At 72.4% G+C, this 16280-nt stretch carries 18 protein-coding genes; 5 read left to right on the top strand and 13 right to left on the bottom strand.

The window, feature by feature from the left end:
• Nucleotides 1-19: 19 nt before the first annotated feature.
• From ACFQLX_RS15050 to ACFQLX_RS15040, 3 genes are all read right to left on the bottom strand, one after another.
• Nucleotides 20-1123, bottom strand: a complete 1104-nt coding sequence (locus ACFQLX_RS15050) for a hypothetical protein (RefSeq protein ID WP_386415218.1) — start codon at nucleotides 1121-1123, stop codon at nucleotides 20-22.
• Nucleotides 1124-1377: 254 nt separating this feature from the next.
• Nucleotides 1378-2331: a TIGR03557 family F420-dependent LLM class oxidoreductase gene (locus ACFQLX_RS15045; protein WP_386415216.1), complete on the bottom strand. Its 954-nt coding sequence runs from the start codon at nucleotides 2329-2331 to the stop codon at nucleotides 1378-1380.
• Nucleotides 2332-2665: 334 nt separating this feature from the next.
• Complete coding sequence (locus tag ACFQLX_RS15040; protein ID WP_386415214.1) at nucleotides 2666-3280, bottom strand: TetR/AcrR family transcriptional regulator; 615 nt, start codon at nucleotides 3278-3280, stop codon at nucleotides 2666-2668.
• Nucleotides 3281-3510: 230 nt separating this feature from the next.
• On the opposite strand from ACFQLX_RS15040, the gene ACFQLX_RS15035 reads away from it, so the two are divergent.
• Nucleotides 3511-4605 (top strand): Gfo/Idh/MocA family protein, encoded by a 1095-nt coding sequence (locus ACFQLX_RS15035; protein WP_386415212.1) that lies wholly within the window; start codon nucleotides 3511-3513, stop codon nucleotides 4603-4605.
• A 47-nt stretch (nucleotides 4606-4652) separates the two neighbouring features.
• Here ACFQLX_RS15035 and ACFQLX_RS15030 read toward each other — a convergent pair whose 3' ends face one another.
• From ACFQLX_RS15030 to ACFQLX_RS15010, 5 genes are all read right to left on the bottom strand, one after another.
• On the bottom strand, nucleotides 4653-5222 hold the full coding sequence (locus tag ACFQLX_RS15030) for a GNAT family N-acetyltransferase (protein ID WP_386415210.1): 570 nt from the start codon (nucleotides 5220-5222) through the stop codon (nucleotides 4653-4655).
• A gap of 315 nt (nucleotides 5223-5537) precedes the next feature.
• Nucleotides 5538-5744 carry a class I SAM-dependent methyltransferase gene (locus ACFQLX_RS15025; protein WP_386415208.1) on the bottom strand — a complete coding sequence of 69 codons (207 nt, stop codon included), beginning with the start codon at nucleotides 5742-5744 and terminating at the stop codon, nucleotides 5538-5540.
• 205 nt (nucleotides 5745-5949) lie between these two features.
• Complete coding sequence (locus tag ACFQLX_RS15020) at nucleotides 5950-6786, bottom strand: hypothetical protein (RefSeq protein WP_386415205.1); 837 nt, start codon at nucleotides 6784-6786, stop codon at nucleotides 5950-5952.
• Complete coding sequence (locus ACFQLX_RS15015; protein ID WP_386415202.1) at nucleotides 6683-7279, bottom strand: hypothetical protein; 597 nt, start codon at nucleotides 7277-7279, stop codon at nucleotides 6683-6685. Before ACFQLX_RS15015 ends, ACFQLX_RS15020 begins: the two co-directional genes overlap by 104 nt.
• A 56-nt stretch (nucleotides 7280-7335) precedes the next feature.
• The gene (locus tag ACFQLX_RS15010; RefSeq protein WP_386415200.1) at nucleotides 7336-8040 is read right to left on the bottom strand and encodes a hypothetical protein; all 705 of its coding nucleotides are present in this window, start codon (nucleotides 8038-8040) and stop codon (nucleotides 7336-7338) included.
• 235 nt (nucleotides 8041-8275) lie between these two features.
• Here ACFQLX_RS15010 and ACFQLX_RS15005 point away from each other — a divergent pair, with 235 nt between their 5' ends.
• From ACFQLX_RS15005 to ACFQLX_RS14995, 3 genes are all read left to right on the top strand, one after another.
• Nucleotides 8276-8701 carry a DUF4259 domain-containing protein gene (locus tag ACFQLX_RS15005; protein ID WP_386415198.1) on the top strand — a complete coding sequence of 142 codons (426 nt, stop codon included), beginning with the start codon at nucleotides 8276-8278 and terminating at the stop codon, nucleotides 8699-8701.
• A 40-nt stretch (nucleotides 8702-8741) separates the two neighbouring features.
• Nucleotides 8742-9134 (top strand): hypothetical protein, encoded by a 393-nt coding sequence (locus ACFQLX_RS15000; protein ID WP_386415196.1) that lies wholly within the window; start codon nucleotides 8742-8744, stop codon nucleotides 9132-9134.
• Between the two features lie 109 nt (nucleotides 9135-9243).
• A complete protein-coding gene (locus ACFQLX_RS14995) occupies nucleotides 9244-10158 on the top strand; it encodes an alpha/beta fold hydrolase (protein WP_386415193.1) in 915 nt (304 codons plus the stop codon).
• A gap of 30 nt (nucleotides 10159-10188) precedes the next feature.
• On the opposite strand, the gene ACFQLX_RS14990 is transcribed toward ACFQLX_RS14995, so the two are convergent.
• The gene (locus ACFQLX_RS14990) at nucleotides 10189-10569 is read right to left on the bottom strand and encodes a toxin Doc (RefSeq protein WP_386415191.1); all 381 of its coding nucleotides are present in this window, start codon (nucleotides 10567-10569) and stop codon (nucleotides 10189-10191) included.
• Nucleotides 10566-10820, bottom strand: coding sequence for a hypothetical protein (locus ACFQLX_RS14985; RefSeq protein WP_386415188.1), 255 nt, complete (start codon nucleotides 10818-10820; stop codon nucleotides 10566-10568). Before ACFQLX_RS14985 ends, ACFQLX_RS14990 begins: the two co-directional genes overlap by 4 nt.
• A 257-nt stretch (nucleotides 10821-11077) precedes the next feature.
• Between ACFQLX_RS14985 and ACFQLX_RS14980 the strand changes: the two genes are divergently transcribed.
• Nucleotides 11078-12838, top strand: a complete 1761-nt coding sequence (locus ACFQLX_RS14980; RefSeq protein ID WP_386415186.1) for a hypothetical protein — start codon at nucleotides 11078-11080, stop codon at nucleotides 12836-12838.
• Between the two features lie 488 nt (nucleotides 12839-13326).
• Here ACFQLX_RS14980 and ACFQLX_RS14975 read toward each other — a convergent pair whose 3' ends face one another.
• From ACFQLX_RS14975 to ACFQLX_RS14965, 3 genes are read right to left on the bottom strand one after another with little or no spacing between them, the layout of a single operon-like run.
• Nucleotides 13327-14004: a response regulator transcription factor gene (locus tag ACFQLX_RS14975; RefSeq protein ID WP_386415184.1), complete on the bottom strand. Its 678-nt coding sequence runs from the start codon at nucleotides 14002-14004 to the stop codon at nucleotides 13327-13329.
• On the bottom strand, nucleotides 14001-15254 hold the full coding sequence (locus ACFQLX_RS14970; protein WP_386415182.1) for a sensor histidine kinase: 1254 nt from the start codon (nucleotides 15252-15254) through the stop codon (nucleotides 14001-14003). Before ACFQLX_RS14970 ends, ACFQLX_RS14975 begins: the two co-directional genes overlap by 4 nt.
• Nucleotides 15242-16222 carry a hypothetical protein gene (locus tag ACFQLX_RS14965; protein ID WP_386415180.1) on the bottom strand — a complete coding sequence of 327 codons (981 nt, stop codon included), beginning with the start codon at nucleotides 16220-16222 and terminating at the stop codon, nucleotides 15242-15244. Before ACFQLX_RS14965 ends, ACFQLX_RS14970 begins: the two co-directional genes overlap by 13 nt.
• Nucleotides 16223-16280: the final 58 nt, after the last annotated feature.

Genomic DNA, 16280 nt, shown 5'->3' with positions numbered 1-16280 from the left:
GGCGCCGCACCGCCGGCGGTCAGGGCTGCGCCAGCCTCTGGAAGAGCGCGGCGATCTCGGTCTTGTCGGCGATCAGCGGGAGTGTGTCAAAGGACAGCTCCCACTCGCCGCCGGGGCCGAAGCGCTCGACGATCCCGAACGGTACGTCCGTCCCCTTCGCGCTGGTTGCCGTGCCGTGCCACTCCACGTAGGTGGTGGTCTCGCCGAACGCGACCTGGCCCGCCGTGAGTTGGACGTCGGCGTGGTCGAAGAGGCGCTGGAGGTAGGCGGTCTTGCCCGCGGCGGTGGCCAGCGGCCGGGGCAGGCCGGGGGCCGTCAGTCGGGCGCCGCCCATCCGCTCGGTCAGCGCGGCGGTGTCCTCGTTGTTCCACGCCGCGAGGCGGGCCGTGATCTCGTCGGCGCGGAAGCGCTCCGGGGCGCCGCCTGTCGCCGAGCCCGCGTCGGTGATGCCCTCGAACAGGTTGCGCAGCTCGGGGGCGGCGGAGCGGAACACGGTGTAGCGGTCGTAGTAGCGCCGTGCCTGGATGCTCTTGCCGTCGTCGGACAGTACGTTGCGCGCGATCTGGGGGTAGGCCACCTGCTGCCCCTTGATCGTGACCTCGTTCCACTGCCCGAACATCGCCACCGCACCGTCGGCGACCACCTCCGTCCCCCGGTAGCGCAGGTCGGGGACCAGGCGCAGGGAGCCGATGATGGAGTTGCCGATCGTGGTGTGCCCGCGCTGCGGGGCACCGCCCGCCTCCCACAGCGTCGCCTCCGGGTCGAAGATGTCCAGGTACGCCCGGACCCGGGGGTGGCTGGACTCGCCCGGCTCCGGCGGCGTCCCGGTCGGCGTCTCACCGAAGGCGATCTGCCGCTTGATGAACGCGCAGGCGTTCGGGGTGATGCGGCCCTCCAGGCGCTCGACCTTCTCCCGTACGTCGGCGCACTCGCTCCCCTGCGTCTCCGCGTCCGGCACCGTCGCGGCCGCCGCACGCGCGGCGCCCTGCGCGCCCGGTCCGGCTGTCGCCGTGGCGTTCGCCATCGCCGTGGCGCTCACCGTCGCGGTGGCGAGCGCTGCCATGACCAGAGTGCTCCGCCCGAGCACCGTGGTGGCGCGCCGTATGTGCTGACCTGCCGTCATGCCGACTCCTCATCGTGATCCCTGCGTTGGCGTGATCACCCTGCCGGGCGGCGTGCGAAAGATCGATTACCTCAGAGGTAATCAACACCGCTGCGTTCACCGATGTGGGCGGGAGGCAAGCCCCTTCCCCATGGCCGTGATTTCGGTGCGGGGGGTGCAGCTCTGGGCGGTGGCGGGGTGTTCGCCGGCGTTCGGGGCGTACGTGCTGTGGCTCTTCGGGCGCCTCGGCGCGGACGGAGGACTCCGTACCGGGCCTACAGGGCCCGTACGGCCGGCAGTACCTCGCGTTCGTAGAAGTCGAAGAAGCCCTTCTGGTCGGGGCCGATCTGCGCGATGTGGATCTCGTCGAACCCCGCGTCCAGGTATCGCTTGATCGCGTCGATGTGCTGCTGCGGATCCGGGCCGCAGGCGTTCTTGATGTCCTCCGGCCGCACCATGCGGGAGACCTCCTCGAAGTGCACGGGCAGCGGCAGGAGCCGCGGGCTCTGGCCCGGGATGACCTCGTTGCGCCACAGGTCGTACGCCAGCTCGCGCGCCGCCGCCTCGTCGGGGCCCCAGCAGACCTTGAGGCCGGCCTGGGTCGGCTTGCCCGCGCCGCCGGTCGCGCGGAAGCGCTCGACGAGGGCGGCGTCGGGCATCGTGGAGATGTACCCCTCGCCGATCCGGCCGGCGAGGGCGGCGGACTTGTGGCCCAGGCCGGAGACGTAGATCGGCGGCAGCTCGTCGGGCAGCGAGTACAGCTTGGCCGTCTCGACCGTGTAGTACTCGCCGTGGTGGGTGACCAGCTCGCCGGTGAACAGCTCGCGGATGACGCCGACGGCCTCCTCCAGCATGTCCAGGCGCTCCTGCGCGGCGGGCCAGTCGTCGCCCAGGATGTGCTCGTTGAGGTTCTCGCCGCTGCCCACCCCGAGGCGGAAGCGCCCCTTCGCCAGGATCTGCGCCGTGGCGGCGGCCTGCGCGATGATCGCCGGATGGATGCGGACCGTGGGGCAGGTGACGGCGGTGGTGATCGGCAGCTCGCAGACGCGGGTGAGGGCGCCGATGACGGCCCAGACGAAGCTGGCCTCTCCCTGGGAGTCCAGCCAGGGGTGGTAGTGGTCGGAGATCCACAACGACTCGAACCCCGCCTGCTCGGCGAGTGCGGCCTGCTCCACGAGGGCGTTCGGCGGGTGCTCCTCGGAGGAAAGAAAGTAACCAAATGTAGCCATAATGACCATGCTATGTACGGTGCGGACGACCGCACCGCGAGCGACACCGCGGGCCGCACGGAATATCCGGGCACCCCGCACGCTTGACGTCGGCCTGGTGGGCGCCACGCGTGCTCCTTCGCGTGACGCGACGATTTCGGCGAGGCCGTCCCGGCGGGGGCCTCGGCCAGCACCGCGTCCACCAGCGCGAAATCCGCGATCCGCGCCAACCCGCCCAGAGACCCCGGAGCGAACACACCCCCGACTCCCTCCATCGTGCGCGTGATGGCAGGCCCCTCCCGTAACGGGACCGCACCTTCCCCTGCGATCACGTCTCTGCGCTACGAGGGAAGACTCAGCCGGGATCGGGGGCGGGAGGCGTCGCCGGTACGGGCGCGAAGGCGCCGATGACGAGATCGATCAGCGTGTGGAGTTGTTCGCGCGAGTACATGCCGAGGTTGAGGAGCAGCCGGTAGTAGACGGGGCCGTAGAGCAGGTCGACCGCCAGCTCCACGTCTGCGTCGGGGGCGAGTTGGCCTTTCTCGCGGGCCAGGCGCAAGCGGTCGCGCGCGGCCTCGATGCGGGGTTGGAGCAGGTGGGCGAGCAGGTTGTGCGCCAGCGTTTCGTCGTGCTGGGCCTCGGCGATGACCCCGGCGTAGACGGCGGCGTGCGGGCCTGTCATGACGTTGTCGAGTACGGCCGTCATCTGGGTCCGCATGTCGGCGGCGACATCGCCGGTGTCGGGGAACTGGGTCGCCTTGCCGACCAGCGCGATCAGCGCCTCCAGGACGACGGCGCCCTTGGTGGGCCACCACCGGTAGATCGTCTTCTTGCTCACTCCGGCGCGGGCGGCGATGGCCTCGACCGTCACCTTGCCGTAGCCCTGCTCGACGCACAGGTCCATCGCGGCCGCCAGGGTCGCCTGGTGGCTCTTCTCGCTGCGTCGTTGCGCGTTGGGTGGCCTGTTCATGGCCCCAGCCTATCAAGGACACGGCACGTGTCGTGTTGACAGATGGCCGGGGCCGCTCCCACACTCACCAAGACACGACACGTTCCGTTTCTCGTGTCGGCAATCCATGGAAGTGAGAAGCGACCCGTGAACCCGACCGCAGCACGCACACCGGCCGACCGGCCCGCCCCCACCGGCGCCGCGCGATGAACACGCACCCCACCAGCAGGTCCACCGGAAGGAACACCCCCATGGCAGACACCATCCGGGTCGGAGTCGTCGGCGCGCACGCCGTACGGGGCTGGGGCCGGGCCGTCCACCTGCCCGCACTGTCCGCGCTGCCCGACTACACGGTCGAGGCCGTCGCCGGCACGAGCCCGGAGTCGGCCCGCGCCGCGGCCGACGTGTGGGGCGCACGGCGCGCCTTCGACGACCCGTACGCACTCATGGACGACCCCGACGTCGACCTGGTGGTCATCGCGGTGCAGCTGCCCAAGCGCGACGGGCTCGTCGAGGCGGCCGTCGCCGCGGGCAAACACGTCTACTGCGAATGGCCGTTGGCGCTCTCGGCCACCTCCGCCGAAGGGCTCCGCGCCCGGGCGGACGCGGCGGGCGTACGCCACGCGGTCGGACTGCAGAGCAGGAACCACCCCTCGATCGGCTACCTGCGCGACCTGCTCGCGGCGGGGCGGATCGGCGACGTGCTGTCCACGTCGCTCACGTACTCGCTGGCCGCTCCCGAGGTGTGGTCGCGGCGGTACGCGGCGCTGTTCGACGCCACGAAGGGCGTGAACCACCTCGCCGTGGTGGCGGGGCACTCCCTCGACATGTTCCGGGCGGCGGTGGGGGACTTCGCCGAACTCTCGGCGACGCTGGCGACACGTATCCCCCACGTCACCCTTGAGGAGACGGGTGAGCGCCTCGACGTGACCTCGCCCGACCAGATCGTGATCGGGGGCCTCCTCGACTCCGGTGCGGCGGCCTGCGCGCACTTCATGACCGGCGGCCCCCGCGGCGACGGCTTCCGTATCGAGGTCCACGGACGGGCCGGGCGCCTGGTGCTGACCGCGGCGGACGACTCGCTGGTCGCCCCCGACTTCACGCTGTACGCCTCCGACGGGGCTGCCCCACTGACCGAACTCCCCGTCCCCGCCGCCTACTTCCGTACGCTGCCGGACGCCCCGCCCGCCCTGCGCAACGTCGCCCAGGTCTACGCGGACCTCGCCCACGGCATACGCACCGGGGAAGCGGTCACCCCCGACTTCTCCACCGCGGTCGCCACCCACCGGCTCCTCGACGCCGTCAAGCGGGCCGCCGCAACCGGCGAACGGCAGCGGATGGCCTGACCCGCGAAAGGGCCGACTGCCCCTCTGATACGGACCCGCGCCCCGTATCAGAGGGGCGCGGCGAAGCGCCGGCAGACGTGCACGCGCGTGAACTCACCGCGCATCCGCGCCTCCTCGTCGAGACTCGCGTGCAGGAAGGCGGAGACGGGCCGCAGCCCCGGCGCGGGGGTGGGGATCGCGCGGGCGGGCTCGGCGGGGTCGGTGTAGCGGTTCGCGTAGACGTGCAGGTAGTGCCGGCTCTCGGTGAAGCCCATGGCCCGGTACCAGTCCAGGGTGGCGGGGTGGTCCCTGGTCCAGGCGTCCAGCATGTCCGCGCGGAGGGTACGGGCACGGTGGCGGGCCTCGCCGAGCAGGGCGCGGCCGAGCCCGCGGCGCTGGTGGTCGGGGTGGACGGCGACGGTGTCGATGGTCGCGAGGGCGCCCTCCAGGCACACGTCCATGATCGCGGCGACGGCCCCGGTGGCGTCGACGGCGACGAGTTCGAAGCCGGGCCGCGGGATGCGGGCCCTGGTGCGGTGGACGTCGTCGAAGTAGGGCGTGTCCAGAAAGGACAGCACGCGGCAGCGCAGCCAGGAGGGCTCGTCAGCGGGGCGGTACTCGCGGATGGTGTAGCTCATGGGGGTGATCCTCAGAGGTCGTGGCAATGTCCGGGCACGGGAGGTTGCTGCTCTTCGGGATCACTACTGGATTCTGGGGTTGGCGGCCACCTGCGGGCAAGCGGATTTCCGCACCACTCGCCGGTCGGGGAAGTCCCGGTCTCCTCAGGGGTGTTGCCATACGAGCGGGTAGCGCCGGAAAAGCCGCCGCCACGACCGTGCGCCGGGGAGAACGGCTCCGGCTTTGCGGGCGATGGCGTCGGGGGCCATGTCCGCCGGGTGTGTACGGGCCGTCATGGAGAGGGGGCGGGGTGTGGGGCAGTCCTTGCTCCTCAGTCAGCCCATGGCGGCGTTGGCCCGGGACGGCGAGGGTGCCAAGCAGGTGTCCACGGGGCCCTCTGGGCGCGACAGGGCGACGATCACCAGAGTCCCTCCCGGCGCCAGCCGGCTGCGGAGGCGGGTGAGTGTCCGGGCGAACGGAAGATGATGGATCGTGGCGACGCAGGAAGTGACGTCGTAGGAGCCGGCGGGGAGCCCGGCCACCGCGTCCGCGACGGTGAAAAAGTCACCGGAAGGGCGGCCGGAGACGTGGCGCCGAGGGAGAAGCCCGCGTAGAGCACCTCGTCACTGGGCTCGCCGCGGTCAAACGGCCGAAGAGCACCGTCGCGCACCACGTCGGGGTCCTGGCCAAGGCCGGTCTGCTGCGCGTGGTGCGCACGCGCCGGGTCCGCGCCGTCGAGGAGCGCTACTACGGCCGCACCGCGCGGATGTTCTTCGTCGGACTGGGCCGGCCGGCGGCCGGCGGGTTGATGAGGGGGATGAGTCCGTACGGCTTCTCGTCGTGCTTCAGGACGGCTGTTTCCGCAGCTTGATGCTGGTGCAGAAGGTGGGAGATCACGTGTATGCCGCCGGGCAGATCGTCTCTGATCAGCACGTCGAGGCGGTCGGAGTGGCGGACGAGACCGCCGTGCCCGTCCGGCATCCATGTGCCCCCGCCTGTCTCCGCTCGCCCCAGGCCGACTGCCTGGAGTGCGCCGGTAAGTTCTCCGGCGAATTCCTGCGCGAAGCGCCACGGGCGCCCGGCAGCGGGCAGCGTGAGCGACAGTTGCCATGATCTGCTGTCGGTCAGAGAACTGACGCCGGACCAGGCGGCTATCAGTTCGCCCTGGTCCAGCCCTGCCAGGGTCTCCACAGCCCAGGCGGCCTCCGCCAACGCGACCGGCTGGGACAGCGCCCGGAGTAGCGCGGTGCGGTCGAAGCCCGCCTGGGACAGCGCGGATGCGAGGGAGTCGATGTGCTGGTGGCCGTCCGGCTCCGCACAGCGATCGAGGCAGGCCCGCACCTCAAGGGTGTGGAGGGCGGGGTCTGTTCGTACCGAGCCCAGCAGGTCCGTCGCGCGTGCGAGCAGCCCGGACCATGCGGTGAACGGGAACTCGTCCGATTCGGGCTCCCGCAGGGAGTACAGCGGCATTCCGTCGTCATCATGCTGCGTCACGGTCCGGCAGCCGTCGGCCCGGGTCGCCCACTCGATCCCGGTGCCGCGCAGATCCCGCAGGTCGAACCAGTCGCGGGTCTCCGTCCGCACGTCCGCGGCTCCGAGGTGCCGTCTCGTTCGCCGCCAAGGGCCGGACCGTGGTGAAGGCCGCGTCCACCAGCGGGGTGATGGAGTCCAGGTCGTCGTCCTCGGTGAGAAAGGCGAAGCGCAACAGCAGTGCCAGCATCGGACCGGGATGCCGCAGCGCCGGGTCCTGCAGGGCCGCTGCGCGGCACAGTAGGTCCAGTTCGGACCAGGGCATGACATGGGGGTGGAAGTGGGCCGTGTCGTCCCACCCCCCGGTCTCGGCCCTGTCGGACTCCGGCGAACGGACCGCCAAGTGAACGTACTCGGCGCCCGGTTCGAACCCGAGCTCCAGCCCCAGGCCACGATCCAGCCAGAACTCCGCCCGGAGGGCGTCTTCCTCCGCCTCCTGCTCCTCTCGACCCTCCGCGTAGGCCGCTATCGCGTGGTCGTCGAAGAAGTAGAGAGGCCAGAAGTCCGGCTCCGCCACACGGGCAGTCAGATCATCGTCACGAGACATGCGGGCACGCTATCGACATGGTCCGACATCCCCTCCCTGCCGGTGCCTGCGGGGCCTCAGCACGCTCCGCCTGCCACCCAGGTCTGCCAAACACGACGGTTGTTCGGCAGGTCAGGGCGGTCCAGAAGCCAGAGCACGTACCCGGCATGGCACCGAGCCCACGGACTGTCCGAATCGGCTGCCCGATCGAGCCTGTCCCGTAGGTCGGAGCTGTCGACAGCACGGGCAACCCGCACGTACTCGCGATCCTTGCAGCGATACGCCCGGCGAACGACGATCTCGACCAGGTCGGTGAGCTTCGCCTTGATCGCCTCATCCTGGCGAGTGCGGGCCACCTTCCGGATCAGGCTCTCCTTCGTGCCCCATGCCTTCGCATGCCGCGTCCATTCCAGCGGGTACCTCGCCTCCCACTCCAGGAAGAGCAACACATAGGGCAGCCCCGGCCACGTCGCCAGATCCCCGTCCCCAGGGCTCCCCCACACTCCGTCGGGCAGCGAACGCCTCTGGGCTTGCTGATGCCTCCGGAGCGCCTGCAGAAAGGCCGGCTCCCGATAGCGCGCGTCCATTCCCAGGGGCCGCGTCAGCTGCCACATCTCGTTGAGCCGGGCGCCCGTGTCCGCGGCCTTCCTCTGGGCCTCTGCCAGATGAATGAGCGCCGCGCCTCTTGCAACGGGATCCTCCGCTATGAGCCCGAACGCCCAGCCCAGTCGCTCCGCCCATGCGCAAGCGTCGTCCGCATCTGTATCCGCCTCTTCAGCCACACACGGGATCATCTCCCGGCGCAGCCGGTTCGCTCCACCCACCGGCGCGAGAAAGACGCGAGGGCTCCGAGGCGCAACGGACATGAGCGGGAACCGCCCTCTCGCCCTCTCTTCGCCTCAAGTGATCACGAAACGGACGACCCCCGACCACGTCGAAGTGCCGCCCTGGACTGCGGGGTTGCTGTCAGTGGCCTCTGTCAGGATGTCCCGGCCACCATCACGATCGGGGAAAACCATGGGAACTTGGGACGTCGGCCCCTTCGACAACGACACCGCGGCGGACTTCTGCGGCGACCTTGACGAGGCAGCCGCAGGCGAACGCGAGGGCCTCGTCCGAGGCATGCTCATACGTGTGGTCGACACTGCGGGCTACCTCGAAGCACACCACTCCGATAAAGCCGTAGCCGCGGCCGCGCTTGTTGCTGCGCAGTGTCCCGGGGGTGAGCGTGCCGATCCCGTGTACGGGCCGAAAGAGCCCCTTCCTGATCTCGCCGGTCTGCGCGGTCTCGCCCTTCAAGCCCTAGACCGCGTCATGACCGAACCGTCCGAACTGATGGACCTGTGGGCCGGGTCGGATGGCGCCCCCTGGCGTGCCAACATCCGCCGCCTGCAGAACGTGCTCCTGCCACCACCTCCGGGAGAGCAACTCAGCCTGATTTGATCCACCGCAACCGCTACTCAGCCCTACCCGAAAGGTCACCATGAGCTGGGACGTGCTCCTCCTCCGTCTGCCCGACGACGTCACCTCGGTGCACGAGATCCCCACCGACTACACCCCGGACCCGCTCGGTCAGCGGCGCGACGTACTGGCGGCGGTCGCCCGGGCCTGTCCCGATGTCGATCTCTCAGACCCTGACCGGGGTGAGCTTTCCGGCCGTACCTGGTCCGCCGGACTCAACATCGGCGCAAAGGACCCGGTGGACTCGATCATGCTCCACATTCGGGGCTCCGGTGACGACGTGCTGCCGCCCGTCTTCCGGCTTGCCGAGGCTCTGGAATGCCGGGTGATCGACTGTGCGGAAGGGGACTTGATAACTCCTGGGCACACGGCCGGCTGGCACGGCTTCCAGCAGTTCCGCGATCGCGTGGTCTGAACCGCTCTCGTCGGACCGCGGCAAGGACCTCCATACGGCTGCGGGGTCCGTGACCTGCTCCTCACCAGCGGGTATCGCGGTGGAAACAGACAGGCGGCAGGGTCGGGGGATGTTGTTGTACCGGGATGTGCACGGGTATCGGCGTGCGTACCGTGTTGAGGGGGACGGGGCGCCGCTGCTTTTGCTGCACGGGGTTGCCGACTCCTCGTTGACCTGGGAGCAGGTTGTGCCGACGCTTGCCGAGCGGCATACCGTTATCGCGCCTGATCTGCTCGGGCACGGGGACTCCGCGCGGCCTCGTGCCGACTACGCCATCGCCGCCTATGCCTGCGGGGTGCGCGATCTGCTCACCGTGCTGGGGGTGGAGCGCGTCAGTGTGGTAGGGCATTCGCTGGGGGGCGGGGTGGCGATGCAGTTCGCGTACCAGTTCCCCGAGCGGTGTGAGCGGGTGGTGCTGGTGAGCAGTGCGGGGCTCGGGCCGCAGGTGCATCCGATGCTGCGGCTGGCCGCCGGGCCGGGGGCCTTCCCCGGGATGCGGCTGTTCACCTCGGCGCCCGTGCAGTGGCTGGCGCCCGCGCTGCTGCGGTGGACGGGGGGTGCGGGGCTGGGGCCGGATCTGCCGTATGTGCTGCGCCGCTACCGGCAGTTCGCGGACGCCGACGCGCGGCACGCCTTCCTGCGGACCATTCGCGCGGCCGTGGATCTGCGCGGTCAGCACATCACGATGCTGGATCGCGGCTATCTGGCCCGCCGGCTGCCCACGATGGTGGTGTGGGGGGCGCGGGACGGCATCATTCCGCTCTCGCACGCGCATGCGGCGGTGCAGGCGCTGCCCGGCAGCCGGTTGGAGGTCTTCGAGGAGGCGGGGCACTTCCCGCACCATCAGGATCCGGATCGTTTCGCCAAGGTGGTGCTGGACTTCCTCGATACCACCGCGCCGGCCGTCTACGACCGGGCCGAGTGGCGGGCGGATCTGTGCGCGGGGCCGCGGCCGTCCGAGGCGGAGGCGTCGAGCGGGAGTTGAGGCCGGGGCGGCGCAGGGCAGGGGCGGCGGTCAGATCCGCCAGCCGCGGAGTCGGTCCGCCGCGGTGAAGACGTCCGCGCCGCCGGTGCGTACCTCGCGGCACAGATCGATGAGGGCGCCGTAGGGGGCGTCGATGCCCTCGCCGCACTGCTCCAGGTAGGACAGGGCGCAGTAGCAGCCGTAGAGCTCGTTGTGGGCGGGGAGGGGGCGTTCGTTGACGAGGGTGGTGAGCAGGGCGGCGGCGCGCCAGGCGGGGTCGGGGTCGTAGCCGAAGCGCGGTGGGTCGACGCGGTGGCGGGCGACGGCGGCGACGAGCGCGGAGTAGTCGGCCACTTCGCCCTTGCCCTCGGGGACGACGGCGGCCTGGCGTTCCAGGAGCCAGCGGATGTCGATGTGCAGGGCGGGGTTCACGCAGCGCGCCCGCTCCGGTAGGAGTCGCCGTGGGAGGGGTCGCTGCGGGAGGGGTCGGGGAACGCCTCGGTGAACGCCTCGTGCGCGCCCGCGAGGAAGCGGTCGGCGTGCGGGGTGGGGAGGTTCAGGCGGGTGTCGCGCAGGGCCGCGCTGGTGATCAGCTCGGTGACGGTGGTGCCTTCGGCGTCCGCGCGGCCCTTCAGCTCGGCGTAGACGTCGTCGGGGACGCGGATGGTGACGCTCTTCGACATGGCAGTAGCGTAAAGCGGTCGCTGTACGTCGCGCAAGCGGGTCGCCTTCGCCGGCGGTGGGGGCGTTCCGGTGCCGGGCGTCTGACGTGCGAAGTGATCGATTTTCGGCCCGGACCGGTCGGGAAGTTGCAGCCCCGCAGGCCTCCAGCGTGCGGGGCTGTGGATAACCCGAAGGGGACTCAGGGTAGTTGCGTAGTATCTCCCCGTAGTCGATCCCCTGGTCGGGCGAGGGGCGCGTGGTACGGGGAGGTTCGCAGATGGCGGTGGAGGCCGGGGCGCGGCGGGAAGAGCTGGTCGCGGGGCGGGTGTGGACGGTGCGGCTGGATCCGGACGGGCGGCCGGCCGCCGGGGCGGTGCGGGTGTCCTGCTCCCGGCCGGTCTGCGCCGACCAGCGTTTCACCGAGGGGGCGGTCGCGGGGCGCCGAGCCGCGATCGGGCACGTCAACACGCATCTGGGGCGGATCCGGGCCGGGGGCGGGCCGCGCGATGGGGCGGGGTGTGCCTGCCGGGGCGCGGAGTGCTCCTGGCATCTGTCCGAGGACGATGTCGCGCGGGGGCGGGTGGCGCGGTGCGGGGGGCCCGTGGTGCTGGCGGTGTGTACGGACCGGGCGGGGCGGTGGTGGCGGATCGCGGAGATGTGCGCGCGGTGCGCGGCCGCCACGTCCGACTGCCGGGTGCTGGACAGCGCGGGGGCGGGCAGTGCGGGGGCGGGCAGCGCGGCGGGAGGCAATACGCGGGCCGACAGCGCGGCGGGAGGCAATACGCGGGCCGACAGCGCGGCGGCGGGCAGTGCGGTGCCGGCGCCGCGTTCCGCTCCCGGGGCCGGCGCGCAGGTGTCGCGGGGAGGCGCGGGCAGCGCGGCGGCGGTCTTCTCCGACGCCGGCTCCCCCACTCCCCCGACCGCCGCCGCCCCCTCCGGCGGCGCCTCCCCGCCCGCCGCGCCCCGGCGGGTGAAGCGGCAGCGGGAAACGCTGGGGACGGTCGCGCGGCTGCGCATTCCGTACGACCTGCGGCCCGACGCGCTGCGACGGGAACTCCTCGACCTGGGGGACGCGTTCCGCGCCTACCAGAAGCTCCCCGAGCCCGACCTCACCCTCCTCGCCGGGCTGCACGAGCGCAAGGCCCGCGCCTTCCAGCAGTGGGCCGCGGTCAGCGACGACGCCTACCTGCGCCAGGAGGCGCGGCGCGCCGACGCGGCCGCCCGCGCCACCCTGGCCATGCGCGACAACCGCCGGGGCGTCGAGGTCGGCACCACCGCGGACGGCGAGCCGCTGGTGGTGGAGCACGTGCTGAGCCCCACGCAGGCCGGGCAGGCCCGCGCCACGCTGGACCACGTCCGCCGCCACGCCCCGCCCGGCGACGCCTGCGTGCGCCTCACGGCGCTCCTGCTCGCCCTGCGCGCCGCCCGGTCCGGCACCGCGCACCTCACCGGGCAGGACCTGAGCGGCTGGCTGGGCGAGGAGGCCGGACGGGTGCTGGAGGACCTGGTGGCGTCCGGCTGGCTGGAGATGTCCGGGGCCGGCAGTACGGCCGATGTGCTGGCCTCCCGTCCCGAGTCCCCCACCCCCTTCGCCCTCCCCGACCTGCTGCCCGACGGGCCCGCCCCGCTCGTCCTGGGCAAGCTCGCCCGTACGAGGATCTCCGGCTGGGCGCAGAAGGCGGCGAACGACCGCAAGCTGCGCAAGAAGAAGGCCCCGGCGGGGGCGCGGCTGCTCGCCCTGTACTGCGCCGCCCACGCCCGCCTCGACGGGCGGCTGGGGGCTGATCCCGGTGAGGGGCTGGGGCTTGAGGGGGTCGCGGCGGTGTGCGCCGTGCCGGTCGAAGAGGTCGCCGGGCAGGCCGAGTTGCTGGTCGCGGGCGGTTGGCTGGCGGAGGCCGAGGTCGCCGGGGGGCGGTTGCGCGGGCGGCTCGGGGAGCGGGTGCTGGCGCTGTCGGGGCGGGTGGACGTTCCCGTCCCCGTTCCCGTTCCCGTCCCTGTTTCTGCGGGTGGGGAGGGCGCTGCGGCGGGCGGGGGGTGACCTCGCTGGTGGGAGGGGCCCGCCGGATCCTCCCCGCCGCCGGTGATCCCCTCACCCCCGTCGAGGGGATCACCGACCAGCCCGCACCCGGCCGCGAACAGCCAGTAGCCGACCACGACCAGCAGCGCGAACGAGAAGACCACCGCCGGAAAGGCAAGCGCCGCGTCCAGCAACACCCCCATAACCGCCCCCCGTTGCCCGGTCCTCGACCCCTGCCCTCCCGGCACCCCGATCGTGGCATGACAACCCACGCGCTTTCATTGCCGTATCCCGGCAACGTCGGAGGCGCCTTCCCTACCGGGCCCGGTCGGCGGCGGGTCTGCGGCTGCGGCCCCCGACGGGGCACGCTCCCGGGTGACGGGGCACGCTCCCGGGTGACGGGGCACGCTCCCGGGTGACGGGGCACGTTCCCGGGTCCGGCGGGGTCCGCCCCCGATAGGCCGGGGGCCGGCGGCGGCGCTCTTCGTTACGGCAGGGCAGCGCCACGGTCACCCCGGCTTGATGTACCCCGACTCGTACGCCGCGATCACCGCCTGCGTGCGGTCCCTCGCTCCCGTCTTCGCCAGGACCGCGGCCACGTGGGTCTTCACCGTCGCCGCCCCCACCGTCAGTTTCGCGGCGATCTCCGCGTTGGTCAGCCCCACCGCCATCAGCCGCAGCACCTCGCCCTCCCGCTCGGTGAGCCGGGCCACCCACGGCGGCGCGGCGGACGGCTGGCGCCTGCCGTGCTCGGCGGCGAGGCCGCGTACCGCCGCGGGGAAGAGGAGCGAGTCGCTGCGGGCGACCAGCCGCACCGCCTGGACCAGTTCCTCCGCCCCCGAGCGCTTCAGCACGAACCCGGAGGCGCCGGCGCGCAGCGCGTCGTACACGTAGGAGTCGTTCTCGAAGGTCGTGACGACGACGATCCTGGGCGGGTCCGCCAGGGTGGCGAGGATCTGCTCGGTGGCGCGGATGCCGTCGATCTCGGGCATCCGGACGTCCATCAGCACCACGTCCGGGCGCAGTTCGCGCACCACGGAGACCGCCTCCGCGCCCGTGGCCGCCTCTCCGATGACCGCCAGGTCGGGCTCGGCGTCGAGGATGACGCGCAGTGCGGTGCGGACCATGCGCTCGTCGTCGGCGAGGACGACCCTGATGGTGCCGCCGTGGCCGCCCGCCCCGCTCATCGCGCACCGCCCAGCGGGAGGCGTGCGGTGAACCGCCAGAGGCCGTCCTTCGCGCCCGCCTCGGCGACACCGCCGAGCAGTGTCGCCCGTTCCGCTATGCCGCGCAGGCCCCGGCCGCCGCCCGGGCGTACCACCGGCGCCCGCCCTGACAGGGGGTTCTCCATCCTGATCTCCAACTCCTCGCTGTGCACGGTGATCCACAGGGACACCGGTGAACTGCCGTTGTGCCGAAGGGCGTTGCTCAGCCCCTCCTGGACGATGCGGTACGCCTCCCGGGAGACCGCCGCGGGGACCCCCGCGGGATCGCCCACCGCCTCGTAGGCCACCGGCACCCCGCTGCGGGCCAGGAGGTCGTCCAGCAGGTCCAGGGCCGGGCCCGGCAGCTCTTCGGTGCCGTGGGCGTCCTCGTCCTGCCGCAACAGGCCGAGTACGGCGTCCAGTTCGCCGACCGTGCGCCGTGTGGTCTCCTCGATCGCGGTGAGGGCTTCGCGTACGAACTCCGGATCGGAGTCCAGCACCCTGCGCGCCGCGCTCGCCTGCAGGGTGACGGCGCTGAGCGCGTGGCCCACCGAGTCGTGCAGCTCCCGGGCGAGGCGGTTGCGCACCGCGAGGTCGGCGGCCCGGCGTTCGGCGGCGGCCAGCCGGTCGGCGGGCGTCGGCCCCAGGAGCGGCGGCGCCTGCCGGGCGAGGAGCGCGCCCGCGCCCGCCGAGGCGGCGGCGAGGCCGACGAGCACCGCCAGCCCCGCGACCGGGCCCAGGAGCGCGGGCCAGGGCCCGGTGCCGGTGAGGACCTCGTACGTCTCGTAGCGCTCGCCGGTGAGGCGGGAGAGGGGCGGCAGCACGATCAGCACTGCCGCGAGCGGCGGCAGGGCGAGGCTCGCCCCGCTGATCAGGCCGCCGAGCGCGAGATGGAGGGTGAACCAGGCCGAGGCCCGCAGCCTGGCCGGCCTGGTCCGGGCCGGCCCCTCGGCGAACCGCTCGGCGGGCACCCCGAGGAGGGGCCGGGCCGCCGATACGCACAGGGACCGGGTCAGCGGGGTGTACCCGCTGGCCGCCGCGATCGGCAGCGCCAGCGCGTACGCCCCGAACTGGACCGCGAGCGAGCCGGTGAACAGCCTCCCGCCCCCGCCGAGCACCCCGACGAGCACGGAGCTCAGCAGCCAGTACGGCATCAACAGGGCGCCGCCCAGGATCAGATGGACCCAGCGCCGCCTGGCCTGCGGGCCGAAGAGCGTACTCACGAGGCGCACCGTCGCAGGAAGGAGGCGACGGCGCCGAACAGCAGGAACCCGGCGATCATCGACACAGAGTAGGTCAGCAGCATCAGGCCGGTGGCCCCCTGCTCCGGGTCGTCCGCGGGCAGCAGCGCGGCGAGCGTCATCCAGGCGCCCCAGCAGCCCACCGCGCCCGAGCCCGCCCAGGCCGGCGCCAGGGGCGCCTTCAGGGGGAGGGCGGGGGCGATGCGGAAGACGAGCAGCAGGACACCGGCGGCGGCCGCGAGCGCGGTGAGGGAGGTGAGGGCCTCCAGCGCGTAGAAGTCGGGGGTGCGCTCGACGATCCGCTTCGGGGGGAGTCCGCTCGTCGATCCGAAGGCCCAGGTCAGGTGCGTCGTGATGGGCAGCAGGGTGAGGGCGGAGCCGGCGATGGCCGCCGTCCGTGCCCCGGTCCCGGTGGCGGGGCGCGGCAGATCCCGGATCCTGCCCTGCCACAGGTGGCCCCAGCGGTCCTTCGCGTACAGCACGAAGAGCGTGCCCAGGGTGAGGCCCTGCACGATGAAGCCGCTGTAGACGACGCCGAAGACCCAGTCGTCGAGGAAGGGTTCGCCGCCGGGCTCCACCGGCTCGGAGCCGGCGAACAGCTTGACCACCAGCTGGACCGGGAAGCCGGTCATGATCGGCACGAGCAGCCCGGTCGCCGCCCACATGGGGAGGGCGAGCAACCAGGCCGGAGCGCGCCGGCCCCAGTCCTGGGTGAGGAGCAGGGCCAGGACGATGACCGCGCTGTCCATCAGGACGGTCACGCTGTTCCCGACAGCCATCAGCGCGCGGTTGTCGAGGAGCGGGCTGCCGTCCGGGATGCCCACGCGACTGCCCGCGATCCAGGCGAACTTGAGGGAGAGGTACGGCACGCAGGCGGCAACGGCCCCGGCCCGCAGCCACCGCCGGGGCGGGGTGGGGCGGGTGGCCGGGGGTGTGGGGGCGAGCGGTGTCTGCGTCATGGCCTTCACCCTCCCGGACGGGCGCTCCCCCGCACATCCCACCCTGCGGCGAACCGCC

It is taken from the genome of Streptomyces polyrhachis (assembly GCF_042663125.1).
GTDB lineage: Bacteria > Actinomycetota > Actinomycetes > Streptomycetales > Streptomycetaceae > Streptomyces > Streptomyces polyrhachii.
This window is presented reverse-complemented; position numbering and strand designations above follow the sequence as displayed.